General features: G+C 52.0%; 21 protein-coding genes and 1 tRNA gene. 16 read left to right on the forward strand and 6 right to left on the reverse strand.

The window, feature by feature from the left end:
• Nucleotides 1-240 precede the first annotated feature (240 nt).
• The 9 genes from MKY59_RS00800 (at nt 241) to MKY59_RS00840 (ending at nt 13,698) form a co-directional block, all read left to right on the forward strand.
• Nucleotides 241-2,511: a helix-turn-helix domain-containing protein gene (locus tag MKY59_RS00800; protein WP_339275520.1), complete on the forward strand. Its 2,271-nt coding sequence runs from the start codon at nt 241-243 to the stop codon at nt 2,509-2,511.
• Nucleotides 2,512-3,014: 503 nt separating this feature from the next.
• Complete coding sequence (locus tag MKY59_RS00805) at nt 3,015-4,613, forward strand: extracellular solute-binding protein (protein WP_236420395.1); 1,599 nt, start codon at nt 3,015-3,017, stop codon at nt 4,611-4,613.
• 121 nt (nt 4,614-4,734) lie between these two features.
• Complete coding sequence (locus tag MKY59_RS00810; protein ID WP_236420394.1) at nt 4,735-5,634, forward strand: ABC transporter permease subunit; 900 nt, start codon at nt 4,735-4,737, stop codon at nt 5,632-5,634.
• A gap of 63 nt (nt 5,635-5,697) precedes the next feature.
• Entirely contained in the window at nt 5,698-6,570 is an 873-nt protein-coding gene (locus MKY59_RS00815; protein WP_236420393.1) for a carbohydrate ABC transporter permease, read from the forward strand.
• A gap of 48 nt (nt 6,571-6,618) precedes the next feature.
• Nucleotides 6,619-7,575, forward strand: coding sequence for a TIM barrel protein (locus MKY59_RS00820; RefSeq protein WP_339278296.1), 957 nt, complete (start codon nt 6,619-6,621; stop codon nt 7,573-7,575).
• A gap of 78 nt (nt 7,576-7,653) precedes the next feature.
• Nucleotides 7,654-9,435 carry a hypothetical protein gene (locus MKY59_RS00825; protein ID WP_339275521.1) on the forward strand — a complete coding sequence of 594 codons (1,782 nt, stop codon included), beginning with the start codon at nt 7,654-7,656 and terminating at the stop codon, nt 9,433-9,435.
• A gap of 163 nt (nt 9,436-9,598) precedes the next feature.
• A complete protein-coding gene (locus MKY59_RS00830; RefSeq protein ID WP_339275522.1) occupies nt 9,599-11,344 on the forward strand; it encodes a tetratricopeptide repeat protein in 1,746 nt (581 codons plus the stop codon).
• A 199-nt stretch (nt 11,345-11,543) separates the two neighbouring features.
• A complete protein-coding gene (trxB, locus tag MKY59_RS00835; RefSeq protein WP_236420390.1) occupies nt 11,544-12,503 on the forward strand; it encodes a thioredoxin-disulfide reductase in 960 nt (319 codons plus the stop codon).
• 163 nt (nt 12,504-12,666) lie between these two features.
• Nucleotides 12,667-13,698 (forward strand): AI-2E family transporter, encoded by a 1,032-nt coding sequence (locus MKY59_RS00840; protein WP_290371491.1) that lies wholly within the window; start codon nt 12,667-12,669, stop codon nt 13,696-13,698.
• Nucleotides 13,699-13,893: 195 nt separating this feature from the next.
• Here the strand turns inward: MKY59_RS00840 and MKY59_RS00845 are convergent, their stop codons facing one another.
• Genes MKY59_RS00845 through MKY59_RS00860 form a run of 4 tightly spaced genes read right to left on the reverse strand, consistent with a single transcriptional unit; the run spans nt 13,894 to nt 17,334 of the window.
• Nucleotides 13,894-14,496 (reverse strand): response regulator transcription factor, encoded by a 603-nt coding sequence (locus MKY59_RS00845; protein WP_236420388.1) that lies wholly within the window; start codon nt 14,494-14,496, stop codon nt 13,894-13,896.
• Nucleotides 14,493-15,629 (reverse strand): sensor histidine kinase, encoded by a 1,137-nt coding sequence (locus tag MKY59_RS00850; protein ID WP_236420387.1) that lies wholly within the window; start codon nt 15,627-15,629, stop codon nt 14,493-14,495. The genes MKY59_RS00845 and MKY59_RS00850 overlap by 4 nt, the downstream gene beginning before the upstream one ends.
• A 9-nt stretch (nt 15,630-15,638) precedes the next feature.
• Nucleotides 15,639-16,376 carry an ABC transporter permease gene (locus MKY59_RS00855; protein ID WP_339278297.1) on the reverse strand — a complete coding sequence of 246 codons (738 nt, stop codon included), beginning with the start codon at nt 16,374-16,376 and terminating at the stop codon, nt 15,639-15,641.
• Nucleotides 16,377-16,383: 7 nt separating this feature from the next.
• The gene (locus MKY59_RS00860; protein WP_339275524.1) at nt 16,384-17,334 is read right to left on the reverse strand and encodes an ABC transporter ATP-binding protein; all 951 of its coding nucleotides are present in this window, start codon (nt 17,332-17,334) and stop codon (nt 16,384-16,386) included.
• 364 nt (nt 17,335-17,698) lie between these two features.
• Between MKY59_RS00860 and MKY59_RS00865 the strand changes: the two genes are divergently transcribed.
• The 7 genes from MKY59_RS00865 (at nt 17,699) to MKY59_RS00895 (ending at nt 24,335) form a co-directional block, all read left to right on the forward strand.
• Nucleotides 17,699-18,649, forward strand: coding sequence for an ROK family glucokinase (locus MKY59_RS00865; protein WP_339275526.1), 951 nt, complete (start codon nt 17,699-17,701; stop codon nt 18,647-18,649).
• A gap of 51 nt (nt 18,650-18,700) precedes the next feature.
• On the forward strand, nt 18,701-19,600 hold the full coding sequence (rapZ, locus tag MKY59_RS00870; protein ID WP_236420384.1) for an RNase adapter RapZ: 900 nt from the start codon (nt 18,701-18,703) through the stop codon (nt 19,598-19,600).
• Between the two features lie 13 nt (nt 19,601-19,613).
• Nucleotides 19,614-20,600, forward strand: a complete 987-nt coding sequence (locus tag MKY59_RS00875) for a YvcK family protein (RefSeq protein ID WP_236420383.1) — start codon at nt 19,614-19,616, stop codon at nt 20,598-20,600.
• Nucleotides 20,601-20,606: 6 nt separating this feature from the next.
• Entirely contained in the window at nt 20,607-21,545 is a 939-nt protein-coding gene (gene whiA, locus MKY59_RS00880; RefSeq protein ID WP_236420382.1) for a DNA-binding protein WhiA, read from the forward strand.
• Between the two features lie 138 nt (nt 21,546-21,683).
• Nucleotides 21,684-21,953: an HPr family phosphocarrier protein gene (locus tag MKY59_RS00885; RefSeq protein WP_236420381.1), complete on the forward strand. Its 270-nt coding sequence runs from the start codon at nt 21,684-21,686 to the stop codon at nt 21,951-21,953.
• Between the two features lie 147 nt (nt 21,954-22,100).
• Nucleotides 22,101-22,856 (forward strand): SIMPL domain-containing protein, encoded by a 756-nt coding sequence (locus tag MKY59_RS00890; protein WP_339275528.1) that lies wholly within the window; start codon nt 22,101-22,103, stop codon nt 22,854-22,856.
• Between the two features lie 381 nt (nt 22,857-23,237).
• On the forward strand, nt 23,238-24,335 hold the full coding sequence (locus MKY59_RS00895; RefSeq protein ID WP_339275529.1) for a DUF4163 domain-containing protein: 1,098 nt from the start codon (nt 23,238-23,240) through the stop codon (nt 24,333-24,335).
• Nucleotides 24,336-24,779: 444 nt separating this feature from the next.
• On the opposite strand, the gene clpP is transcribed toward MKY59_RS00895, so the two are convergent.
• Together clpP and MKY59_RS00905 are read right to left on the reverse strand one after the other, a co-directional pair.
• Nucleotides 24,780-25,376, reverse strand: a complete 597-nt coding sequence (clpP, locus tag MKY59_RS00900; RefSeq protein WP_290371490.1) for an ATP-dependent Clp endopeptidase proteolytic subunit ClpP — start codon at nt 25,374-25,376, stop codon at nt 24,780-24,782.
• 178 nt (nt 25,377-25,554) lie between these two features.
• Nucleotides 25,555-25,629, reverse strand: a tRNA-Arg gene (locus tag MKY59_RS00905).
• Nucleotides 25,630-25,639 lie beyond the last annotated feature (10 nt).

The following is a 25,639-nucleotide window of genomic DNA, read 5'->3' on the forward strand; positions in this document are numbered from 1 at the left end:
TCAATCTCCGTGTCGGGGCGGTCGCCGCTCTGCACGGTTTTTTGTCATGCGTGGTTAAGGTATCCGGATCACATCCGCCAGAATCTCTGCTTTGTCTCTCCATGCGATGTGTTATAATACAGAAAATTGGTACGGAATCACCTGCTGGTTACCCATTTTTGTGGTGTTGCACCAGATCTTTCGAATACAGCAGAACCGCAGCCGGGCGAAGTGGCAGCGAGAAATGAGGAGTGGGTTCCATTGTCACGTACATGGTATTATCGCTTACTGTTTTCGTATTTTCCCATTTTTCTGCTTACCGTGACGATCATCATCTTTATTGCCTTTGTATTTGTAAACGACATTTCCAGGGAGGAGACCCGGAAGGCGGACCGGATATCGTCCAGCTATCTCGTGGACAACGTGGACCGGATTATTCGGGATATTGAGTTATCCGTCTTAAACTCGGTGGAAGCTAACCCTGCATATAAACTCTATTTCAACAACCAAGGCCAGGTCAGCCGAGATGCGGTGTATGCCATTGCGCAGAATTTGCGGGAATTGACCAATTCGTCTTCCAACATTCAATCCATCTACTTATATGACAAGATTAATGAAAGCGTTTTAACAGTTAGCGGGTCCAAAGAGGTTGAGGGTTTTTCCGACAAAGCCTGGATTGACGAGATCGCCTCAGGGGCTGTAGGACCGGGCTGGCAGCCTGTCAGGCAATACAATGCCGGGTTGGTCCAGCGGACGCCGGTTCGCGTACTGACCGTCAACAAGGAGATGCCTCTGCCGTTCGGCTCGGAAGGCGTGCTTGTCATCAACGTAAAGATGAGCAGCATCGAACAGAGCATTGATAGCATGGTGAACGGACAACTATCGTTTATGACGATCCTTGACCATAACGGTCAGGTCGTATACGACGCGCATTCAGACCACGAGGGCGTGGCGAACGGAAGAAAACTGAACACCCTGACGCTGGAAAGGCTGGGATGGACATTCACCAGCGGCATTAAGGCAGGCAATCTTTTTGGATGGGTATCCGTCATTTCCTATGTGTGGGTGGGCATTGCCTTTGTCACCGTCGTGTGCTCCATCATTTATATCGTTTATATCACGCGTCGCAACTACAAACCGATCCAGGTCATCATGAACCGGATCGAGGCCCATCAGATTCGAACGATGGAACAATCGGGCTCCCGCACGGATGAGATGAAGCTGATCGACGGCGTTCTGGAGAACCTGATTAACCACATGATGGACTACGACAAAAAAAGCAGGGAAAATATGCTGCTGCAGCGCAGCAAGCTTTTCAACGACCTGCTGCACGGCGAAAATCTGGACGGCATTATGGAGCGTCTGCAGGAGCTCTCCCCGCTATCGGGCTTCGATGATTCGAATTCGGCGCGGTTTGCCGTCGTTGTCGGGGAGATCAACCGGTTTGAAAAAGTATTCCAACAGAAATACACGCGAAGCGAGCAGAACACGCTTCGATTTGCGTTAATGAACGTATTGCAGGAGTTGTCCCGCGATCAAGGGCTGCAATGCTGGACAGAGTGGATCGGCGCCGACCGGGCCGCCATTCTGTTCTTGTCAACGGGGAACGAAGCAGAAACGACGGAGCAGATTAAAGCGGTTGCCGAGGAGTGTCGGGATTGGGTCGAGCAGAATTTGCGCATCCCGCTGAGCTTCGGCATTGGACCCATTGCGGAAGGGGCGGAACATATCCGTCATTCTTATGCAGCGGCAGAAGCGGTCCTGCACCGCAAATTGCTGATGAACGGAGACGTAGCGCTGGCCGCCGAAAGCGGCGAGACGCCCCAGCGTTTATTGGTGACCTATTCCTGTTTGCAAATGATCTCCGAGTTCGTGAAACGGTTCCGCATGTCGAGCAGTCAGTGGCGGGATCAACTGGAGGAAATGTTCGAGGCGTTCGAGCAGAACCAGCTGCAGGATGACCAGATTCGTTCCTTGATCCAGGCGATGCTGCAGATGTTGAGCCGCGAAGTAGCGGTCATGTCGGAGCAACTGCAGGAGCAATTGTCCGAAGAACGGATCGGCGAACGTTTGAAACGAATGGATGAGGCCGAAACATTCGAAGAGGTCAAAGCGCTGCTGCTTGATGATCTGACCGACTTATTCCGAACGTATGTCTCCGCCAGCGAAACGAAGAGTTACCGGGCCATGGTCAACGAAATGAAAAATTACATCGAAGAGCAGTTTGCCAATCCGGACCTTTCGCTGAAGCATTTGAGCGAGCGCTTCCAGATCTCCGGCAAACATGCGAGTTATTTGTTCAAGACCGAGTTCAACATGAAATTCGTTGATTTTGTCACCGAGCTCCGCATGAAGGAGGCCGAGCGGCTTCTGCTGAATTCGGATCTGTCGCAACAGGATATCGCCCTGAAAGTGGGATATGCCAATGCGATCTCCTTTGGGCGCGTGTTCAAACGGATCGTCGGCATTACGCCGGGAGACTATCGCCGTTTAAAGCGTGAGCCCCCGGCAGCAGCCGATGCGAATCACTAAAAAGCTGCGGGGAAATCAGACGTACTTTGTTTCGTCATATTCTCGAAGGAACTCTGCTAATTTCGGATCATGATTATTGAACCAGAGGGGCGGAATCCGTGCAGGCGCTCTCCGTCAGGAGATTCGTTCTGCCGGACCGCCTTTTTGGTTTACCGGCGTAATCGCTCTTTCAAGGCGTCACATGGTTTTGTCCGCTTATTGTGTGAGGGCGTACCTTGTTATCATGGCTCTCATCTCGTGTCTTTACGAAAATAGGCAGTGCATGAAAATGGTTTATTCGTTCAAACCACGGGAATAACATCCGGTAGGACGCAGAGAGCGGTATGTGCGGTCAGAGCGGTCATGGTTATGAAACGGGAACATCTGCGAAAATAGGCAGCAGGCATAAACCATAATCCGTATGTAAGCGTTTCCGAAACTGGTTTATTGCTGAAGTGCGATGCCATATGAAATACTCGGTGCAGGCTTCAATCAATCACGCAAAGTCAAAGGAGATGACACAAATGACAGGAAGAGCACCCAAGGGGAGTCTAAAGAAATGGGTTGGGATGGCGCTTACGATGGTTATGGCCGTATCCCTGCTTGCAGGCTGTTCGTCTTCATCGGAACAAGGCACAGCAGATAACGGCTCGTCGGGCGATCGCGTAACATTAAAGGTCGAGATTTTTGATCGCGGAAACAGCCCTGCTCCGCAAACGATTACCAGCAACTACTTGCAAAAGCTGGTGCAGGAACGTTTTGGGGATCCGAATAACATTGACGTACAGTTCGTGCCGATCCAACGTTCCGAAGAAGTAACGAAGCTCAACGTGCTGATGGCCAGCAACACCGATGTTCCTGATATCGTATTTGTGTATGACTCCAGCGTGTTTTACCGTTATGCCCAGCAGGGCGGTCTGACTGACGTCGGCGAGCTGCTGGACCAGTATGGACCGAATCTTAAAAAATTCCTCGGCGAAGATACATTGAAGTTCGGCCAGGTGGAGGGCCAGCAATTCGCGATCCCGGGCAAACGCGCCATTACGGGCCGCTACAGTTCCTACATCCGTCAAGACTGGCTGGATAAACTGGGCTTGCCTGTACCGAAGACAACCGATGAGCTTTATACCACGTTGAAAGCGTTTAAAGAGAAAGATCCGGGACAGCTCGGAAGCAAAAACATTCCGATGGGCATGGCGCTGGCACCGGCTCAATTCGAAACGTTAATCTATTCTTTCATTAAACCGGTGAGCGGAGACCTGACTTACGGACAGCGTTACGAGCTGCCGCTTCATGACGGATTCAAGGATGCGATGCAGTTCCTGAACAAGCTGTACAACGAGGGACTGATCAGCAAGGATTTCAGTTTGGACGAGGACAAGGCCCAGTTGGCCAAAGATATCCAAAACGGAAATACGGGGTACTGGTCCGAAGACGTCGACGCGATGTTTTATGCCGACGGTACCATCGACAACTTGAAGAAGAACGTGCCTGATAGCAAAGTGCTGCCGGTAGACGTATATACGAACCCCAATGCGGACAATAAGCATATCAAATCACGGTACGGAACGAACGGGATGTACATCATGATTCCGAAGAGCAGCAAACGTGCCGTAGAGGCCGTCAAATACTTGGATTGGATGGCGTCCGACAATAACTTGAGAGACATCTACAGCGGCGTTGAAGGCGAGAACTATGAGCTGGTTGACGGAATTCCGGTCGTTAAAGAAGACGCTTCTCAAGAAGCCAGGGATCGCCTGTTCAACGCGGGAGACATGGCAATCATCTCGAACGGTAAAAACATCGGCGACCAGGCTACCAACGAAAAGGCATGGATCATGGGCTTCCCTGAACGAAATCAGGGATTGTTGAGACAGTCCATCGACATCGCCAATACCGATACCGTGGGTCCGATCATCTTTGACAAGCCGATTCAGGCCGAGATGAAATACAGCACCGCACTGAAAGATAAGCTCAACGTCATTATCGTCAAAACGGCAATGGCCAAACCATCTGAATTCGAAGCGGTATACGAGCAGGAAATGAATGATTACATGTCCTTGGGCGGCGCGGATTTGAAGAAGGAGCTTGAGGAGGCATTACAGGGAACTGCAGCTAAATAATGCGTGGTGTAATGCACCGCTGAACGGTTTAGGCTGCCTTTGCCTGTGGCTATTAAAAAAAGAGACGTGTGCCGCCGCTGCCGGCGGCACGCAGTTTCTCCGTAGATAGGAGGAGAACGACTTGACCACATCATACTTTAAACGGTATTGGCAATTGTATGCACTGCTTTCGCTGCCCTTGCTCTATTTCCTCATTTTCCGTTATGGCCCGATGTACGGCGTGCAAATCGCCTTCAAAGATTTCAACCTGTTCCAGGGCATTAACGGCAGCGAATGGATCGGTTTTGATGCCTTCCGCGAAGTGTTTGCCATGAGGGATTTCTATACGACTCTTCGCAACACGTTTATGTTGAATTTTCTGGATCTGGTTGTCTCGTTTCCGGCACCGATTATTCTGGCCATCATGCTGTATGAAATCCGCTTCAAATGGTTCAAGAAAGTATCGCAAACGATTCTGTATATTCCGCATTTCATCTCCTGGGTCATTATCGGGGGGATCGTGTACCAATTGTTCGGCAATCAGTCCGGTATGGTAAACGGCGTGCTGGAAAGCATGGGACTGAACACCATTCCGTTCCTGACCGAAAAAAATCCATGGCTTGTCACTTATCTCTTCACTGGCGTGTGGCAAAGCGCGGGTTGGGGCACGATTCTTTATCTGGCTGCGCTTACCGGCGTGAATAAAGAATTGTTCGAGGCAGCCGAAGTCGATGGCGCTTCGCGTCTGAGAAAAATATGGCACATTACGCTGCCGGGAATCCGCACCACCATTGTCACGCTGCTCATCCTCAATTTGGGGAAAATGGTCAGCATCGGCTTTGACCGCCCCTACATCATCGGGAACACGGCCGTACGCGAGTACTCGGATGTTCTCAGTACCTTCGTATACCGGGTTGGTCTAGAATCGGGCCAATATACCATTGCGACCGTCGTTGGCTTATTTCAGGCCGTGGTCGGGCTTGTGTTCGTGCTTGGTTCCAACTACATTTCGAAAAAAGTGACCGGAGACGGCATTCTATAGCCCCTGGCGGGCAATATCGCATATGTCTGTTTGGAAGAACTGTATAAAGGAGTTGTGGAGCCTATGAGTGAACGCACCTCAAACCGGATTTTCGATATCGTTAATATCTCATTTGTTGCTTTGTTTGTGCTGTTCTGCCTGGCACCGTTCTTGCACACGATCGCAATCTCGCTTAGCTCCAACCGCGCGATTACGTCCGGGGAAGTAACCATTTTCCCTAAAGAGTTCAATTGGGATGCCTATGTCAAAGTGTTCTCCGATCATTCGATGCTCTATTCGCTTGGGTACACGATCATTCTGACTATCGTGACTACGGTGCTGTGCATGGTCTTCACGATTGCTGCTGCGTATCCCCTCACCAAGAAAAAACTGAAGGGGCGCAAGCTGTTCATGTACGTCATCATTATCACGATGTTTTTCAGCGGCGGCATCATTCCCGAATACCTGCTGATTCGCGATCTGCACCTGTTGAACTCGGCATGGTCGCTAATTCTCCCGGGCTTGGTCAGCCCGTTTAACTTGATCATTATGATTTCTTTCTTCTACAGCATTCCGGAGTCGCTCGAAGAATCGGCCGAAATCGACGGCAGTTCGCATCTGCATACGTTGTTGAAAATTGTATTGCCTTTATCGATGCCGGTGATGGCGACCCTTGCTCTCTTCTATGCGGTCGGACGCTGGAACGGATTCCAGGATTCCTTGATGTATATCAACGACCCGCAGCTGTACCCGCTTCAACTGAAGCTGTTCCAGATGGTGCAAAACAACATGGTGAGCGAGCTGACGCAAATGGAAGGGGCCAACCGCACGGCGCTGACGCCGGAGAGCCTCAAGGCGGCTACGGTGATCTTCGCTACGGTGCCCATCCTGCTCGTTTATCCTTGGCTGCAAAAGTACTTCGTCAGCGGTGCGATGCTTGGGGCCGTTAAAGGCTAAGTTGGCGAGAAGAGATATCCATGTATTCGAAAGGAGTGCAAGCTGATGATGAACGGGACGGACAAGGGCGAGTATTCGTTCTCGACCTGCTGGAATATCAAGCGTCATACGTCCGGAGCCGATATGGTGCAGGAAATCGCCGATCTGGGATTCCGCCGGGTGGAGCTGAACTATAATGTGACGAAAGATATGCTCGCAACCATTGAGCCGATGATTGAACGTGGGGAGATCGGCATATCCAGCGTGCATAACACGTTCCCCCACGTACCGGATCCCGATTACGGCACGGATTCCGTGCTGCTCGGATTTGAGGATGAGGAAAAAAGGAAAAGGGCGATCGAGCTGCTCGTCGGGTCGGCCGAATATGCCCATCGTTATGGTGCGGAAGCCGTCGTGGTACACCCGGGGGAAGTGCCGTTCGAGCCGGACATCAGCAAAGAACTGTCCCGATTGTACCACGATGAAGGTAAAGATTCCCTGGCCTATCGAAGCAAATGGGAAGAATTGATGGAGCGGCGCGAGGCGCTTGCTGCAGGCTACGTGCAAAAGATTATCGCCAGTCTCGATGAGGTCTGCAACAAGGCGATATCCAAGGGCATAAAGGTTCGATTCGGCATCGAGACCCGTTCCAGGCCACAGCAGATCCCCACTCTTGCAGAAGCGAAAACGATTATTCAGGCGCTCCGCGGCGCCCCTGTCGGCATCTGGTATGATTCGGGCCATGCCATCATGATGGATCGCCTCGGCCTGTATGACAGCGTAGGGGAGATGGATGGATTGATGGATGATATCGTAGGAGTCCACATCCACGAGACGCTGGGCCTTTCCGACCACTGGTGCCCGTATGTGCACAGCAAGGACATGAACTTTTACGACGCATACTTGCCGATGATCCGGCGAGCGCAGGTCAAGGTATACGAGCTGAAAGCCGCCTGTAAGCCCGAAGAAATCCATGAAAGTCACGCGTTGTTAATGTCCAAATTGGCGGAAGCGGCGTATTCATAAAACATCGCGCATGTGGGCCAAGGGTAAATGCAGAGCTTTGGTAAAACGATAAATGCCTGGGTACGGAGGAAAAGACGCATGTACAAACAACTGGTGGAGCGCAATGACAAGGCTGTAGAAAAGGGATTATCCCGGCAGGTGCTTGATCCGGACAGCCGTTATTACGGAGGAACGATCGATCCGTACACGGGAGTGGCCTGGGTAAACCACACCACAGGCACGCCGACGGATATGTGTTACTGGGGCACCGCGCTCGTGAATCCGGCATCGGCCTATTACCGGGACGAGGCGCTTTTGGAACGGTTGTTGCTGGCGACGGAGTTTGTGCTTCGCCACCAGCACGAGGACGGTTCCATCTCCCCGGGCTGGACGAATTATCACTCTCCGCCGGATACGGCGTTTGTCGTTGTAGGGTATGCCCAGTTATATCTGGTATTGCAGCAGCAGGCATGGCCGCCGCTGCAGCCGGTACTGCACAACATGCGCCTGTTTCTGGAACGAACCATGCCGGTCATGTTGACCGGTGGGTGCCATACGCCCAATCATCGCTGGGTTCTATGCGCGGCGCTCGGTTTTCTGTACCGGATATTCGGGCGGGAAGAGGCGCTGCAGCGCGCCGGGCAATGGCTGGCAGAAGGCATGGACATTACGCCTGCCGGGGAGTGGACCGAGCGCAGCAACGGCATATACAGCGCAGTGAGCGATATTATGCTCATTCATGCCGCGCGATTGCTGTCCCGGCCGGAATTGCTTGAACCGGTGAGGCTCAATCTGCGCATGATGGCATATCTTGTGCATCCTTCCGGCGAAATTGTGACGGACTACTCGGGACGGCAGGATCTGGGGCAAGTTCATGATCTGTCGCCTTATTATCTGTCCTATGCGATCATGGCCAAACTGGACGGCGATCCGCTGTTTGCCGGCATGGCCGAATGGGCGGCAGAGTCGCTGACGGATCCGGGCGTTTGCTCGGTCAACGCACTCGTCAGGCTGATGCTGGAGCCCGATTTGCAGGAAACGCAAGGCGGCCGACTTGATCTGCTCGATCAGTATGAGGTCATGTTGAACGGAAATTTTGATCGGGAGCAATATTTGGGACGGATGGATGAAGCAGGCCATCATGGCCGCATCAGCCACAGTCGCATGCATACGGACTTTGGCGCGCCGGTGGCCCGCATTCGCGATGGAAAAACGAGCGTGACCGTAATGACGGAGGTGCCTTCGTTCTTTGCGCTGCGGCACGGAGCCGTCCGTTTGTTGGCCGTGCAGCTGGCCTCCTACTTTAACCCCGGTTATGTACCCATGCAGCAAATGAGGCAAACGGAGTCCGGTTACAGTCTGATCGGCGAACAGAAAAAAGGATATTATGGCCCCGTGCCCACAAACCGGTTGCCATTGTCGGCCAACACACCAACCAGCCCGTGGTACTTGCTTCCCCATCAGGAGAGGGAACTTACCCATGAGCAGACATTTAGCGTGCATGCCGAGGTGGCGCAAACGAAAGACGGTTGGACGCTGGACCTGGCAGGCGAGAACCCGCAGGAGATCATGATGCAGCTGTCCTTCGTGTTTGGCAGCGAAGGCGAGCTGTCCTCAAACGGGCTGGTGGAAACGAAGAAAGGCGGCCCTTATTTCTGGGAAGGCGGCACATTGCGCTATGCCTGCGGCGGGGACTGGATCGAATTGACCGGTGGCGAGCTGGGCCATCTGGCGGCAACGGTGCGTGAAGCCAAGCTGCCGGACGGCTGCCAGGTTGTGCTGGTCAATTTCATGACGCCGTTTCGCAAAACCATTCATATTTCGCTATCGCCGTCCATGGCGGCAAATACCCTAAACACGATATTAGACGAAAAGCGCTGAGGCAGACCCAAAAGATGACGTGCCCTTCAACAATCAGGAAGGAGCCGTCATTTTTTTTGCAATTTTTGCATAAACCCCATGAAACTGCATATTGAGATGAGGCCCTCAAGATGTGGTATACTGGAGAGTATGAATGAAAAGCTAAGAGGAGGTGCCTTGGTGGATGAAGGGCAAGCTACTGCGGGCTAAGGGACACCTTGCCAATATTATACCGATTCATTTGGATGCGTCTTTCTTTTTCGAAAGAGCGGTCCGCTCGCTGGACCGAAATCATGTCGACAAGGCATTGAAATATTTTCGCAAAGCGGTAGAATACGAGCCGGACAATCCGGTCAATCATTGCAATATGGCAGGCATTTTATCGGAGAAGGGAGATTACGAGGGCTCCAATGCCGTGCTTGCACACGTACTTGACATTGTCGATCCGTCGATGACGGAATGTTATTTTTACATGGCGAACAATTATGCCAACATGAACCGTTTCGAAGAGGCGGAGCAGGCGTTGGTAACCTATCTGGAGGAGGACCCGCAGGGTCAGTTCATGGCCGAAGCAGAGGAGATGATGGAGCTGCTCTATTATGAGCTCGATCGTCCGGCGAAGCTGAATCAGATCAAATCGCGCAAAGGCGTGGTTGAGCACGATCAGGCACGCGAGTTTCTGGAGCAAGGGAAGTTTGCCCAGGCTGCCGAGCTGCTGGAGAGCATGCAGCCGGACTACCCCGATTATTTGGCTGCCCGCAATAATTTGGCGTTATCTTACTATTATATGGGGCTGTTCGATAAAGCGCGGGAAACGATTGCCGAGGTGCTGAAACAGGAACCGGGCAATTTGCACGCCTTGTGCAACCTGGCGATTTTCTACCAGAACGAAAACCGTCCGGATCAGGTGTTGCAGCTCATCCACAAGCTGCGCGTCATGGTTCCGTTCCAGGAAGAGCAGGTATACAAACTGGCGACCACGATGGGTATTCTTGGACAGCACGAACCGGCATACGGCCATTTCCGACGTTTGCTGAAGAACGAAGAGACCGCTGCGGATCCTGCGCTTGTGCATTATGCGGCGGTTGCGGCTTTCAATACCGGACGATATGATGCGGCAGAACGGTTGTGGCGGCATGCGGGCAGGCTTGACCCGACTTCCGAGGTTTCCGGATTCTATCTGTCCGGCCTGGAGCAGGTGCGGCAAGGAGAGGCGGAGCCCCAAATGCTGAGCTACCATTACCATTTGCCTTTTGATGAGCAGTTTCGGCAATGGGAGCATGCCGGCGACGGCATTCCGGAGGAAATGAGAAACGATCCGCTCATCCGCTCGTCATTCTTCTGGGCACTGCGCCACGGGGATCGCGCAACGAAGCTTCAGGTTATCCAAGCGCTGGCCATGATCGGCGATTATGAAGTGCAGCAGGCACTTCAGACATTTGTGGATGAAGCTGCCGATGAAGATGGTGAACTGCTTCACGTTGCCAGCTCGGTTCTGAACCAGCTTCGCCAATCCGAGGCAGAGACCAAGGGGAAGAAAACGTCTTCTCCGGTGCTCGTCACCATGGTAAGGGGCCAATCGGCTTCAAAGGAACAGCTTGCCGCAAAGAAGGAGGATCCGGCTGGATCTTCTCCATCATGGCAGGCCGTAGTGGAACGCGTGGTGCAAATGACCGGATCTGCCGCAGAGCTGCGGCAGGAGGCGGAGCGGGTGTGGAACGACTTTGTGTCCCGGATGCCTTCCGAGAAGCCGAATGCAAAGCAGATTGAGTGCTGGGCAGCCGGCCTGGAATATGTTGCCGCCAAAGCGTATCATCGTTCCGTAACTTATCAGAGCATTGCGGAACGTTATGGCATCTCAGCCGCAACCGTGAGCAAATATGCCCGCCAGATTAGCCAGGTCTGCAATGAAACGCTGCCAACCGTTTAGAACATCGAAATGGCTTTGCTCGGTTGAACAACGGAAGATCGAGTGCCTGGGTAAAGAAGGTTTGTGGAAAGATTCGATCCGTTGTGGAAGGATATAACGGGTTGGAAAACGGGTAAACTTAACTGATGGGCTTAACAGGGTCATTATTGAAGTTCACGGGTCAATCCATTCTCAACCTTACCAAGGAGGCTGATTCTATATGTCTAAGCACAGAGCAATCGTGATCGGAACAGGCCCTTCAGGGCTGACAGCCGCGATCTATCTGGCACGGGCCAATCTGAACCCGCTGGTGATCGAAGGCCTTCAACCTGGAGGTCAATTGACGACGACAACCGAAGTGGAAAACTTCCCGGGGTTCCCTCAGGGAATCATGGGGCCTGAACTCATGGATAACATGCGCAAACAAGCTGAGCGTTTTGGAGCAGAGTTCCGAAACGGATGGGTGGAGGAAGTCGATTTCAGCCAACGTCCCTTTAAGATCAAAGTAGAAGGCGTTGGCGAGCTGGAAGCCGATGCCGTGATCATCTCGACCGGTGCTTCTGCGCGTTATCTCGGCATACCGGGCGAGCAGGAAAATGTTGGGCGTGGCGTCAGCACATGCGCGACGTGCGACGGTTTCTTTTTCCGCGGGAAAAAACTGATTGTCGTTGGCGGAGGCGATTCCGCCATGGAGGAGGCGAGTTTCTTGACCCGCTTCGCAACCGAAGTGACGCTGGTGCATCGCCGCGACGAGCTGCGAGCTTCGAAAATCATGCAGGATCGGGCGCGCAGCAACGAAAAGGTGAAGTGGGCATTGAACCGTACACCGCTTGAGGTCCAAGCGGAAGGGCTGGGCGTCAAAGGCCTTAAGGTACGGAACAACGAGACCGGGCAGGAAGAGTTTTTGGAGGCGGATGGCGTCTTTGTGGCGATTGGACATACGCCGAATACAGGCTTCCTGGGCAACCAGATCACGCTGGATGACCATGGGTATGTTCTCGTCAAACCGGGAACGACGGAAACCAACGTTCCAGGCGTGTTCGCTTGCGGAGACGTGCAGGACACGAGATATCGCCAGGCCGTTACGGCTGCGGGCTCAGGCTGCATGGCGGCCATGGATTGCGAAAAGTTCCTTGAGGGCGAAATGGTTCACGACTGGAGCGAGACGTTGGATCTCTAAGCATGGCGAGGGTGTTTTTTTGCATAAACTATAGGGAAGAGACGTCGGGAAGTCTCATGGATTGACGAGAGAAGCCGGAAGGCTTCTCTTTTTTGAAACCAAATAAGCTGGAGATCGTATACATAGGGCGCATACTAGGTGTGAGGTGAAGAAATTGGGGGAAATGGTAAGGGAGTGGCTTCAGAACGCAACAGTGAGACGGTTTCTAATCCTCCTGCTGTTCTGTTTGATCCTATTTAGCATGGGAAGCATGCTGCACATGATTTTGCTGCTGTTTTTGGTGACGTATGTCATGAACCGGCTGCAACAATTCATTACCGCAAAGCTGAACAAATTGTTTCCGATAAATTATAAAGTGGTCGTCATTCTGTTATACCTGATCGTGATTGCGGCCATTGTATTGGGAATTTCGAGGTATTCTCCGAGGATCGTGGATCAGGTCATCCAGTTGACCAACGAGATCATCAAGTTTCTGGACAGCGCCGACGGGGACAATTTTACGTCCAAAATCGCAGGTTACCTGCAATCGTTTGATATCAAGAACTACACGAACGGAGCATTGAAATACATTCTGGCGCTGAGCAAATGGCTGGAATTCATTCTGCTCGTCATCATTCTAAGCTTGTTCTTCCTGCTCCAAAAGCAAGAAATCTTCAAATTTACATCCAAGTTCAAAGAGAGCAAAATTGGCTGGTTTTATAAAGAGGTCGCATACCTGGGGGATAAATTCGTATCTTCCTTTGGCAAAGTGATCGAGGCCCAGTTGATGATTGCCGTATTCAATACGATTTTGACTATTCTGGGGTTATGGATTCTCGGATTTCCGTACCTGTTCGCATTGACCATTCTGGTGTTTGCACTCAGTCTGGTTCCTGTGGCGGGGGTGATCATCTCCCTGGTGCCATTGTGCTTGATCGGATATCAAATCGGCGGACTGCAAATGGTCATTATCGTCGTTCTCATGATCATCGTCATTCACGCGCTCGAAACGTATTTCCTGAATCCGAAGCTGATGGCGCACAAAACAAAATTGCCGATGTTCTACACCTTTATCGTGCTGATCCTGTCCCAGCATTTCCTCGGCATCTGGGGCTTGATCATCGGGATTCCGATTTTTGTCTTCCTGCTGGACATTCTGGATGTGAACCGCATGGAGAAAACGGACGAACCGGTGCGGGTGGAATCGAAGCCATAAAGCTTGGATCTCAGTACGCTGACATTGCAGCAATGGTTGAAATTTGGAAAAAAGGAAAAACGCCTCCCATGTCGGGAAGGCGTTTTTTCGCATGCATGCCTGCGGACCATATGCGCCGGAAACCAAAGCCGGATCGGCCTGCAGCAGACGGCATGGCCCATCCATGGTATCGTATCGGCTTCCGTGGCATTCCGGCTACAGCCAGCCCTTTTTCTCGGCAATGCTGACGGCCTCCATGCGATTTTTGGCCTCCAGCTTATTGAATGCCTCGGACAAGTAATTTCGTACCGTACCGTACGAGAGGTGCAAGGAAGCGGCAATATGGTTGGCATTCAAGCCTGTAGCGGCCAGCCGCAGCACCTCTTTCTCGCGTTCGGTCAAGGGGTTGGCTTCCTTAGATGCACCGAACACAAGCTCCGGGGACACTTCGCGCCCGCCGTTCATGACGCGGCGGATGGCTTCGGCGAGCCTGTCGCTCGGCTCGTCCTTGAGCAGGTAGCCTTTCACGCCCGCTTGGATGGCCCGTTCCAGGAAGCCGGGCCGGGCAAAGGTCGTAAGAATGATGACCTTGCAGGACAAGCCCTGCTGCTGAATGCGTTCAGCCACGTCCAGCCCGGTCATGACGGGCATTTCAATGTCCATCAGGCAAAGGTCGGGTTGGAGGGAAGCAATAAGCTGCAATGCTTCTTCGCCATTGCCGGCCTCGCCGACCACCTGCAAATCATCCTCCAGATCAAGCAGGGAAGCGAGCGCTCCCCGCAGCATGCGTTGATCTTCGGCGATCAGTATTCGAATCATGATGACACTCCTCCTTGCATTTTACTGGCGATCAGCGGAAAGGAAAGGACAAGCTCCGTTCCGGTTTGGTCGGAGGAGATTCTCAGTGAACCGTCAATGAGGCCGAGCCGTTCACCCATGCCTTTTAATCCGTTCCCGGCTGTTTCCTCCGGGTTCTCCAATCCAATGCCGTTGTCCTTCACGGTGATGCCGATCCCGTAACGGGTCCGTTCCATGCGGATCATGCTGCGTGTAGCCTGGCTGTGCTTGACGATGTTGGTTACCGCTTCGAGCAAGCATAGACCGATCATGTTTTGCGTCAACTCGGGCACGTCGCTCCAAGATTCCTGTTCCCCGGCCATGTGAAGCTCGATTTCGGCGCTGCGCAGCATTTCTTTGGCATCGGCGAGAGCCTCGGGAATGCTGATGGCCCTCATGTCCGACACCAGCTGCCGGACTTCCCGGAGCGCCGCGCGGGACGTGCGTTCGATTTCGCGGGCTTCCTGCAGTGCCCGCTCGGGATTTTTGGGGATCAGTTTGGCGACCAGTTCGCTCTTGAGCGTGATCAGGGATAGCGTATGTCCCATCGTGTCGTGCAGATCCCTGGCGATGCGCATCCGCTCTTCGCGCTTAACCAGCTCTTTGATGTGCTGCTGCGCCTCATCCAATCGTACCTCCAGGTTCTGCCGGTCGATCATGGTGCGTATGCCATAGGGGGACACGAGCATGATCAGGTAAAACGGGGTAAAGAACATCAGCTGGTCCGCGGTCAGTTCGGTGATGCGCAGCGCGACGGGAACCGTCTGTACGATGGCAAAGATCAGCAGAAACAGTCGAAACAAACGTTTGTCTGCGTACCATCCGATAAAATTGGCCGAGAAGAACCCCAGGAAGAACATATTGGGGTCGATGATCAGCGACAGCACCAGAACGGTCAACATTTGCAGGCAAAGCCAGTACGAAAATTTGGCGGTTCCAGCCGTCATGTACAGCTGCCTGTAAGTTACGATAAACACGATAAAAGCGGTCAAGCCGACGTAGAGCACGGTTCCCCGCGAATTCCACAAGTAGTAGACCGGCATGGCGAGATAAATCAACCATATATAAGGATAGAAGCCGTACCGGTTCGGGAAAAGTTCAAAGCGCCGAAGCATGCGTGTGTGTTACGCCTCCTTTTGCTTTCTGCGGATATATGTGGATAGTAACATAAAACCCGCCAAGTATGCCGCCAAAATCAGGATATCGCGTAAAGCGGGCGCTTGGCCAGCTGCGATATTCCATGCCCCGTTGCCAAAGCTGTTGGATGGCAGCCAGCTGCCGATGCGTGCCAGCCATTCAGGCATAACGTCCAGCGGCATCCACATGCCTCCGAGCAGGGCAAGCGCCAAGTACAGCATGTTGCTCAAGCCGCTCGCCGTGTCAACCCGGCGGAATGTGCCGATGCAGGTGCCAAGCGCCAGAAACGGCAGCGATCCGGCGAGAATCCACAGCGCGGAGCCGATCCATTGAGAGGCAGTCAGTTCTACGCCGTTGATGAGGTAGCCGGCGGTAAAAATGATGACGATGGAGCAAAGATGAATGGCGGTCTGGCCGACCATTTTACCGGCGAAGTAGATGGAGCCTGGCAGCGGAGTGACCTGCAGGAAGGTTGACCAGCCGTGTGCGCGTTCCTGTACGAGCCGGATGCCCAGCGTCATGATGGAGGAACCCATGATGCTGAAACAGGTCATGGACATCAGGTAATGCGCGTTCCACGCTTCCGCATCGCTGGTGCCCGTAGCGAAGATTCGGGTGTACAGCACATAGAACGCAACCGGGATCATCAGGGACCAGAATACAAAATAAACGTTGCGCGACATGCGGAGCATTTCGACTTTGGATTGGGCAATCAGCATCGACATCGACATGTTAAACGTCCTCCTTCAGGGTTTCGACGAATTGGGCATAAGCTTCATCGAGCTGTCCGGCTTCGATGCGGATGTCCCGCACCGGAAGCTGACGCTCCACAATTTGGCGAATCAGTGCATCGGTATCGCCGGCGTACAGAACGCAGCGACCTTTCTTGTATTCGATTTGGTCCACGCCGGGCAGATCCTCCACGAGTTTGCGCATATTCGGCGAAGGCTCAGGTGAGCTGCTCGGGCTGCTTTCGGGCTTTAATGGATCCGAGATGGCGAAAGACAGCGTGCGCCGGGACATTCCCGCTTTGATGCTGTCAGGCGTTCCGTCCGCTGCAACCTTGCCATTATGGAACAAGATAATACGATCGGCAGCTTCGTCCGCCTCCTGAAGATAGTGGGTGGTGAAAATAACGGTCTTTCCCCTTCCCGCCAGTTCGCGTACATGGTTCCAGAAATGTCTGCGGGCTTCCGCATCCAGGCCGACGGTCGGTTCGTCGAAGAAGAGCACTTCCGGATCTCCCGCCATCGCCAAAGCAAAACCCAGGCTGCGCTTTTGGCCGCCGGACAGCTTCTCTGCGCGTTTGTTCATGTCTTTCGGCTGCAAGCCGGTAAGCTGCATGATCTGTTCCGCATCGAGCGGGGAGGGATAGTAGCCGCGCACCAGGTTGATCATTTCGCGGACGGTAATACCGTCCATAACGCTGACGTCCTGGAGCATGACGCCGATTTTTTGGCGGACGGCCTTGTCTTCGGGCGCTTTGCCGAGCACCGTGATGCGGCCCGAGGTAGGGGTGGAGAGGCCAAGCATCATTCGGATCGTCGTCGTTTTGCCTGCTCCGTTGGGGCCCAGGATGGCCACAACCGTTCCTTGTTCCACGTGGAGAGATATATCGCCCACGGCATGTTTGCTTCCAAATCGTTTACTCACATGATCAAGCTGGATCACTGCCGGTTTCATTATGGATTCACGTCCTTTTGTTCAGTTCTAATGGCTGATTTCATCATACGAAATGAGAGGACGTGACATTAGTAAGGGTTGTCATGACATTCGGATGACAACTGTCATGTTTTGGGCATGGAACGAATGATTGGGCAATATCATGAGTTGAGGCTGCCGGCAGCATGGTGCCGGAAGGGCAAGCTTGCGTTTGAATAAAAGAAGGAGGGTGAAAAGGGGTGTTTCGGCAGAGCTGTGATGCGGCTCACAAGAGGGCTCGGAACGCGTTCTATCACAGTTTCTATCGTCTTGACCCCGGGGTATCCTTCAATTATAGTTGGTAGGTAGGATAAACTATTTTAGATAGATAAAGGTGGCTTGCAGCATGTCTGAGAAAATCTACGTTGGGGTCGATCTCGGCGGAACAGCAATCAAGGTCGGTATATGCGATGATCAAGGTCAGCTTTTGCATACGTACGAAGGGCCGACAGAAGTGAGTCAGGGCGTGGACCGCGTTGTCGACAACATTGAGAAATATGTCCGTCATATCGTTGCCGAGTCCCCATACGGCTGGGATCAGCTTCAGGGTGTAGGAGCCGGCGTGGCCGGTTTCACCAATGTACGCGAGGGCATTATCGTTCTGGCCCCTAACATCGGATTTCGGAATGTGGCCATTCGTTCCATTTTGGAGGAACGTTTGGGCAAGCCGGTCAAAATAGATAACGATGCAAACGTGGCTGCACTTGGCGAGGCATGGGCCGGGGCCGGTAAAGGCGTGGACAATTGCGTCTGCTATACGCTCGGCACGGGCGTAGGCGGTGGTTTGATCCTGAACGGCAAAATCTATCAAGGCTTCTCCGGCATGGCAGGGGAGCTGGGACACATCAGCGTGGTGCCTGATCTGGAAGCGATCCAGTGCGGATGCGGCAAGATGGGGTGCGTGGAAACCGTTTCCTCCGCGACGGGAATCATTCGCATGGCGAAAGATGCGGTGGAGCGCGGCGATCATACGTCGCTGGCACTGGTTGACAAGATTGCGGCAAAAGAAGTGTTCGACGCTGCCAAGGCAGGCGATGAAGTTGCTCTGCGCATCGTGAACCGTGCGGCATTTTACCTGGGCAAGTCCATGGCAGCCGTTGCGGCGGTCATCAACCCGGAACTGTTCATTATCGGTGGCGGCGTATCCAAAGCTGGGGATTTCCTGTTTGACGAAGTGCGTTCGGTATTTTCCCAATTGACGCCGGAACCGCTGCAGGAAGGCGTACGCATTCTGGAAGCTACGCTGGGCAATGATGCGGGTATCGTAGGTGCGGCAGGTCTTCATCTTCGTTCGTAGTGTACGTGCAACTAGACGGTAGGGCGGCAATATGATAAGGAGGGGAACATTATGCTTGAGAGTGAAGTTTCATCGGGCAAAAGCGCCACGCTCATTATCATTACGGGCATGTCCGGAGCGGGTAAAACCATTGCGGTGCAAAGTTTGGAGGATCTCGGCTTTTTCTGCGTCGACAACCTGCCGCCCGTGCTGATTCCGAAATTCGCGGAGCTGATCGAGCAATCGAACGGCAAAATCGGCAAAGTGGCGCTGGTGATCGATCTGAGGGGACGGGAGTTCTTTACGGCGCTGTCCGAGTCCTTAAGTTACATTAAGGATCATTTTACGATCCACTGCGAAATTCTGTTCCTGGATGCGACCGATTCCGTGCTTGTACAGCGCTATAAAGAGAGCCGGCGCAGACACCCGCTTGCGCCTGAAGGCATGCCGCTGGACGGCATACGGCTTGAACGAAAAATGCTGGAGGAACTCAAAACTTCGGCGACACAGGTACTGAATACAAGCACGTTGAAACCGGCTCAGTTGAAAGAGCGGATCATTTCCCGTTTTTCCCATCTGGAAAGCAATATGCTGTCAGTAAACATCACGTCATTCGGATTCAAATACGGCATTCCAATTGACGCAGACCTTGTATTCGATGTTCGTTTCCTGCCAAATCCGCATTACATTGATCATTTGCGTCCAAACACGGGTCAGAACAGCGAAGTGTATGAATACGTCATGAAATGGCCCGAAACGCAGTCGTTCCTGACCAAATTGCTCGATATGCTGCACTTTTTGATTCCGCAGTACAAAAAGGAAGGCAAGAGCCAAGTCATAATCGGAATCGGCTGCACGGGCGGGAAACACCGTTCTGTCGCGATCTCGGAATATTTGGGCAAAATGCTGGGTACCAGCGAAACCGAGGCTGTGACGGTGAGTCACCGCGACGCTGATCGGGATCGTCATTGAAGAGGGTGAAGGGATGAAAGAGGCCGGACCACGAAGAGAACGTCCGAGAATTGTCGTCATGGGCGGCGGAACGGGATTGTCTGTGATGCTGCGCGGCTTGAAGGAAAAACCGATGGACATCACGGCCATCGTCACGGTTGCCGATGACGGCGGAAGCTCCGGCATCCTGCGCAATGAGCTGCAAATGCCGCCTCCGGGCGACATTCGCAATGTGCTCACTGCGCTGGCCGATGTGGAGCCATTGCTTTCGGATATGCTCAGCTATCGTTTCAATACAGGCTCGGGGCTTGCAGGCCACAGCCTGGGCAACCTGATTTTGGCTGCCATGACGGATATTTCGGGCGACTTCGTAACCGCAGTGCGGGAACTTAGCCGCGTGTTTGCCGTTCGCGGGCAGGTTCTTCCTGCTGCCGGGCAGGCCGTTGTGCTGCATGCCGAGATGGAAGATGGTACGATCATTACGGGCGAATCGAAAATCCCCGAGGCCGGGGGACGGATCAAACGTGTTTTCCTTGAACCGGATCACGTGGAGCCGTTGCCAGAGGCCGTCGAGGCCATCCGTCAAGCCGACGCCATTCTGATCGGACCAGGGAGTTTGTATACGAGCATTTTGCCTAATCTGCTTGTCCCGAAACTGGCCGAAGCGGTCGTTGAGGCCAATGCGGTAAAATTGTTTATATGCAATGTGATGACGCAGCCTGGGGAAACCGACGATTATACGGTGAGCGATCACCTTAAAGCCGTATATGATCATGTCGGGCACCAGCTTTTTGACTATGTCATCGTAAATAATGGTGATATTCCGCTGCAAGTTCAGAATAGATATGCAGAAAAGGGATCAAAACCGGTCGTTCTGGATATGAATGTCCTGAAAAGCGCAGGCTATCAGGTAGTTGCGGATACGCTGGTTCTGTTCCGGACTTATCTGCGCCACGATGCTGAGAAACTCAGCCATCATATTTTCCAGCTGGTACAAAATTGGATGTTACGGAAGAGGTGAAGTCTCATGTCGTTTGCAGCACAGACCAAAAAAGAATTAACGCTGATCGAAAGCGAGCCGTGCTGCGAAAAGGCGGAACTTTCAGCCCTTATCCGTATGCTTGGTGCGGTGCAGCTATCGAATAGAAAAGTCATATTGGATATTTCGACGGAGAATGCCGCCATTGCGCGCCGTGCATACTCTTTGCTCAAAAAGCACTTTCCGGTGCATACGGAACTGCTCGTTCGCAAAAAAATGAGGCTGAAAAAGAACAATGTGTATATTGTTCGGATTCCGTCCATGGTTCAGGAGATTTTGAAGGAACTGTACATCGTGTCGGAAGGTTTCCTGTTCACGCCAGGCATTAATCGGGAATTGCTGAAAAAAAATTGCTGTAAACGCGCATACCTTCGCGGAGCATTCTTGGCCGGGGGATCGGTCAACAATCCGGAAGGCTCCTCCTATCACTTGGAGATTGCATCCATGTACGAAGAGCACTGCCAGGCCTTGGTGGATTTGGCGAATGAGTTTCATCTGAACGCCCGGTGTATAGAAAGGAAAAAAGGATTCATCCTATACATCAAGGAAGGCGAGAAAATCATTGAACTGCTCAGCATCATCGGGGCGCATCAGGCGTTGTTCAAGTTCGAGGACGTACGCATCATGCGCGATATGCGCAACTCCGTAAACCGGATCGTCAATTGCGAAACGGCCAACCTGAACAAAACGATCGGCGCCGCGGTAAGGCAAATCGATAACATCAAGCTGCTGCAGAAGGAGATCGGCCTTGAAGCGCTGCCCGAGAAACTTCGGGAGGTGGCTGAAGTTAGGCTTGCGCATCCCGACATCAACCTGAAGGAAGTGGGCGAGCTGCTCAAAGGAACGGTAAGCAAATCCGGAGTGAATCACCGGCTGCGCAAGATCGATGAACTGGCTGAGAAAGTACGAAGTGAACGCCATGGTTAACGCGTGGAGGGAAGCTGCGGAATCTTTTGGGATTGTCCAATGTTTTTTTTGTAGTTTCCTTCACGGGTTAATGGTATAATTGCTATAAATATAATTGTGTATTTAATGTCCAGATTTCCTATAGGGGGGTAAGTTTATATGACAAAGCACCCGGTAGTAGTCCGTTTGAAAACGGGTCTCCATGCCAGACCTGCTGCATTGTTCGTTCAAGAAGCGAATAAGTATTCTTCTGAAGTGTTTGTTGAGAAAGAAGACAAGAAAGTTAACGCGAAAAGCATTATGGGGATCATGAGCCTTGCGATCAGCACTGGTACGGAAATCCAAATTAGTGCCGAAGGCGCGGACGCCGAACAGGCTGTAAACGCTTTAGTTAGCCTGGTAAGCAAGGAAGAGCTTGAGAACCAATAAGATAGCCTGAACGTAGGAAGAAGCCCCGAAAGGGGCTTTTTTTTGCGTTTAAGGGGATTGTCCTGCAACATTTTGGCAGTCGCTTCGTCTGTAGAAGTATCAAACCGATTCTGAAATGAAATAGTATACTTCGAGGAGGCTATTGTGATGGGTAAAACGTGGTTGAAACCGCTGGCTGCGGTAATGGTGGCAGGGACGTTGATGGTAGGAGGAACGGCTTGGGTAGCGCCTGGAAGTTATGCTTACGCAGCCGAGGTACAAGGAATACAGCAAAACACCATTAACGTTGTGGGTAAAGGCGAAATTCAGGTGAAACCTGACGTGGCGTATTTGTCGATCGGCGTGAGCAGCACGGCAGAGACGGCTGCATCGGCGCAGAAAGCGACGGCTGCCAAAATCAACAAAGTGATCAACCTGTTGAAAAACACGTGGAAAATCAGTGCGGACGACATTCAAACCGATCAATTCTATGTACAACCAAACTACACGTATTCGGAGAAAGACGGGCAAAAAGTTAAAGGATATACGGCATACCACACGCTCTCCGTAACGTATCGTGAACTGGACAAGGTGGGTGAACTGCTGGATGATGCTTCCCAAGCAGGCGCGAACAGCATCGACAACATCCGTTTCACGGTAGAGAGCCCGGAGAAATACGAAGCTCAAGTCATTGAAAAAGCTGTGGCCAATGCCGACGTAAAAGCTGCGGCGATCGCAAAAGCAGTCAAACGCCAACTGGGCTCGGTATTGTCCGTAACGCAAGGCGATGCGGTAGCTCCAGTATTGTATGCGACGGAAAGCTCCTTTTCCAAATCAAGCGCGGATGGTGCAGCAGGCACGGCTGTTGAAACAGGTCTGGTAAAAGTGAATACGACACTGAGCATTACGTATGAAATGAAATAGGAATTTCACACTAGGTAGGCCATTTTATGGACCATCGCTTCGGAAGCAGAATTCCGGAAGTTATGGTCCATTTATGTTGTTCGGAGGTGGTCGGACCGTTATCCTTCGAAAAATAACAGTGAGGGTTATCCTAGAAGGGATAGTTGTGAGAAGCTGCTGGACGTTGTGGAAAGTAATCCGGTCCATTGGTATCGTTTTTGTGCGTTTGTTCGTGACAAAATATTCATGAACGGCGTCCGGATCGAACAATATTGTAACTGGGGATGTAAACCTTTCCTGAATAGGGTTAATTATAATGAAGAGGTGAGCGTATGAGATATACGGTTCATCATTACATACGCAATATAACTCGATGGGATCATGGGAGAGGAGTTTTTATATATGACATCTTTGAAAAAATGGACAAGTGCGTTGTTGGCGGCAGGCGTAATGTTGGGAGGCAGCTCGGTATGGCTGGACCATTCCGTTCAGGCGGCATCGGTGACCTCGAAGGTATCAGCTCCTGCTGAAGTAACGTTGAAATCCGGCGGAAAAACACTCTCGCAAAAAGGGCTTCTGCAAAACGGTTCGACGTGGGTATCCCTTACAGCCGTGAAGGATGTAGCGGGCGGCACGCTTAAATATGATGCAAAGAAGAAAGAGTATGCCCTCTCGGCAGCTAATAATACAATGAGAATCGTTAAATCGGATGGCGAGAACATCGTTTATGTCAATGACTACTATACGCCGGTGGAAGCGAAGCTGATTCAAGGTCGTTTGTACATTCCGTTCTCTGCCATGAGAGATTATTTGGGCGTACAGGGCGATTGGGATGTCAAAACCAAAACACTGACCCTGAGCAAAGTGAAGCAAAACAACATCGTTGTTAAATCGGCAACAACGAAAGTAACGTTGAAAAACGCCACGGTGGATATTAAGTACCCTCAGGTGAGCGGGCTGGCCAATGCGAACGCCGAAAAGGCGATCAACAAAGTGCTGAAGGACGAATCCGACGCGTTTGTGGCAAGCTTCAAAAATCAGATTAAAGAAATCGGGGCGCCTGAAGCCAACCGCCCATACGGCTTCCAAAGCTCGTATGTGGTTACTTATAATGAAAACGGCGTGCTTGGGCTGATTACCGAACGTTATGAAGATTATGCGGGCGCACATGGCATGACGACTCGCACCGGTCATACGTTTGCGTTAGACACGGGCAAGGCATTGAGCCTCGATGACGTGCTGCAAAACAATGCTTCCATGCGTCAGACGATTGGCAAAAAGGTAGGAGAACAACTGGAAGCGCTGGGTGGTTACCTCGATGGCTACAAAGGATTGAACAAGGATCAGGATTTCTATGTAACGCCTACGGGCATCGTGGTCTTCTTCCAACTGTATGAGTACACGGCGTATGCGCAAGGATTCCCGGAATTCCCGTTTACGTACAAAGAAATCCTGCCGAAGGGCAGCGAGCCATTCAGCAATGTAAGTGCGGATAAATAAGTAGGCAGATCGTATGATGCGATTCGGTCATGCGTGAGTGAGTTGAATCGAATGTGAGATAAGGAGAAGGGCATTGGTTGCCGAACAGTGATGTTTGGTGGCCAGTGCTCTCTTTTTGAGGAACTTCATACACCTTATCGGTTCCAAAAACAGCTGATTAAAATTCTAATGAACATCAGGATCACTATTGGGGTGAAATTGTACTTTAAAGGTGATTTACTGGGTGAATAACGTGCCTCAGGTTCATTAAAGTTCTGTAAGGGCGAAATATCGGCGAATAACGTGTGTGAGGTTCGTAAGATATCACCTTTGTAAAAACGCATCAACTATGCGAAAAGGGCGTCTCCGTCACGTTGTTCACGTGCGGGGCGCCCTTTTGTTGGATCGTCTGTCAGCAAAATGCGACAAGTCGATCTTTAACGATTATAGATGTGGCACTGCGGCTTATACGCCTTGTGCACCTACGTTTTCGATAACTTTATCTACGATACCGTATTCTGCAGCTTCGGCAGCAGTCATGAAGTAGTCGCGGTCGGTGTCTTTCTCGATGCGCTCCAGCGGTTGGCCTGTGCGCTCGGCAATGATGCGGTTCAAGGTATCGCGCATTTTCAGGATGCGGCGTGCGCGAATCTCGATGTCGGAGGCTTGGCCTTGTGCTCCGCCCAGCGGTTGGTGGATCATGATTTCGCTGTTCGGCAGCGCGAAACGTTTGCCTTTGGCGCCAGCGTTGAGCAGGAACGCGCCCATGGATGCCGCCATACCCACACAGATGGTCGATACATCTGGTTTAATAAACTGCATCGTGTCATAGATCGCCATACCGGCTGTAATGGATCCGCCAGGGCTGTTGATGTATAAGTGAATGTCTTTCTCCGGATCTTCCGCAGTCAGGAACAGCATCTGTGCAATGATAGAGTTTGCGACAACGTCATTGACGTCGCTACCAAGGAAGATAATGCGATCCTTCAGCAATCTGGAATAAATGTCATAAGCGCGTTCGCCGCGATTGCTTTGTTCAACGACCATAGGAATGTAACTCACGTGAAAAACCTCCTCGGAAATGTGATGTTAAATTTGGTGGTTATATTTAAACTGTTACCGTATTAACCACATCATAAACAATTTCAATCAAAAAGTCAAAGAAAGTCAAACTAACTTTGAAAAAAAAGAAACCTCTCCGGTTTCACTGGTTAAACAACTTATGAAAGCAAAGTAAAAATGGCGCGCCCGCCAAGAATCGAACTTGGATCTCAGGCTTCGGAGGCCTACGTCATATCCATTGGACCACGGGCGCACAATCAATC

Source organism: Paenibacillus sp. FSL W8-0426, from assembly GCF_037969725.1.
In the GTDB taxonomy this organism is placed as follows: domain Bacteria; phylum Bacillota; class Bacilli; order Paenibacillales; family Paenibacillaceae; genus Paenibacillus; species Paenibacillus hubeiensis.

Coding starts and splice junctions, on each gene's coding strand:
- MKY59_RS00830 (WP_339275522.1), top strand. CDS start 9,599: ATGAAGGGCAAGCTACTGCGGGCTAAGGGACACCTTGCCAATATTATA.
- MKY59_RS00855 (WP_339278297.1), bottom strand. CDS start 16,376: ATGTCGATGCTGATTGCCCAATCCAAAGTCGAAATGCTCCGCATGTCG.
- MKY59_RS00805 (WP_236420395.1), top strand. CDS start 3,015: ATGACAGGAAGAGCACCCAAGGGGAGTCTAAAGAAATGGGTTGGGATG.
- MKY59_RS00875 (WP_236420383.1), top strand. CDS start 19,614: ATGAAAGAGGCCGGACCACGAAGAGAACGTCCGAGAATTGTCGTCATG.
- MKY59_RS00865 (WP_339275526.1), top strand. CDS start 17,699: ATGTCTGAGAAAATCTACGTTGGGGTCGATCTCGGCGGAACAGCAATC.
- MKY59_RS00825 (WP_339275521.1), top strand. CDS start 7,654: ATGTACAAACAACTGGTGGAGCGCAATGACAAGGCTGTAGAAAAGGGA.
- MKY59_RS00885 (WP_236420381.1), top strand. CDS start 21,684: ATGACAAAGCACCCGGTAGTAGTCCGTTTGAAAACGGGTCTCCATGCC.
- MKY59_RS00850 (WP_236420387.1), bottom strand. CDS start 15,629: ATGCTTCGGCGCTTTGAACTTTTCCCGAACCGGTACGGCTTCTATCCT.
- whiA (WP_236420382.1), top strand. CDS start 20,607: ATGTCGTTTGCAGCACAGACCAAAAAAGAATTAACGCTGATCGAAAGC.
- MKY59_RS00890 (WP_339275528.1), top strand. CDS start 22,101: ATGGGTAAAACGTGGTTGAAACCGCTGGCTGCGGTAATGGTGGCAGGG.
- MKY59_RS00895 (WP_339275529.1), top strand. CDS start 23,238: ATGACATCTTTGAAAAAATGGACAAGTGCGTTGTTGGCGGCAGGCGTA.
- MKY59_RS00845 (WP_236420388.1), bottom strand. CDS start 14,496: ATGATTCGAATACTGATCGCCGAAGATCAACGCATGCTGCGGGGAGCG.
- trxB (WP_236420390.1), top strand. CDS start 11,544: ATGTCTAAGCACAGAGCAATCGTGATCGGAACAGGCCCTTCAGGGCTG.
- MKY59_RS00840 (WP_290371491.1), top strand. CDS start 12,667: ATGGTAAGGGAGTGGCTTCAGAACGCAACAGTGAGACGGTTTCTAATC.
- rapZ (WP_236420384.1), top strand. CDS start 18,701: ATGCTTGAGAGTGAAGTTTCATCGGGCAAAAGCGCCACGCTCATTATC.
- MKY59_RS00820 (WP_339278296.1), top strand. CDS start 6,619: ATGAACGGGACGGACAAGGGCGAGTATTCGTTCTCGACCTGCTGGAAT.
- MKY59_RS00815 (WP_236420393.1), top strand. CDS start 5,698: ATGAGTGAACGCACCTCAAACCGGATTTTCGATATCGTTAATATCTCA.
- MKY59_RS00860 (WP_339275524.1), bottom strand. CDS start 17,334: ATGAAACCGGCAGTGATCCAGCTTGATCATGTGAGTAAACGATTTGGA.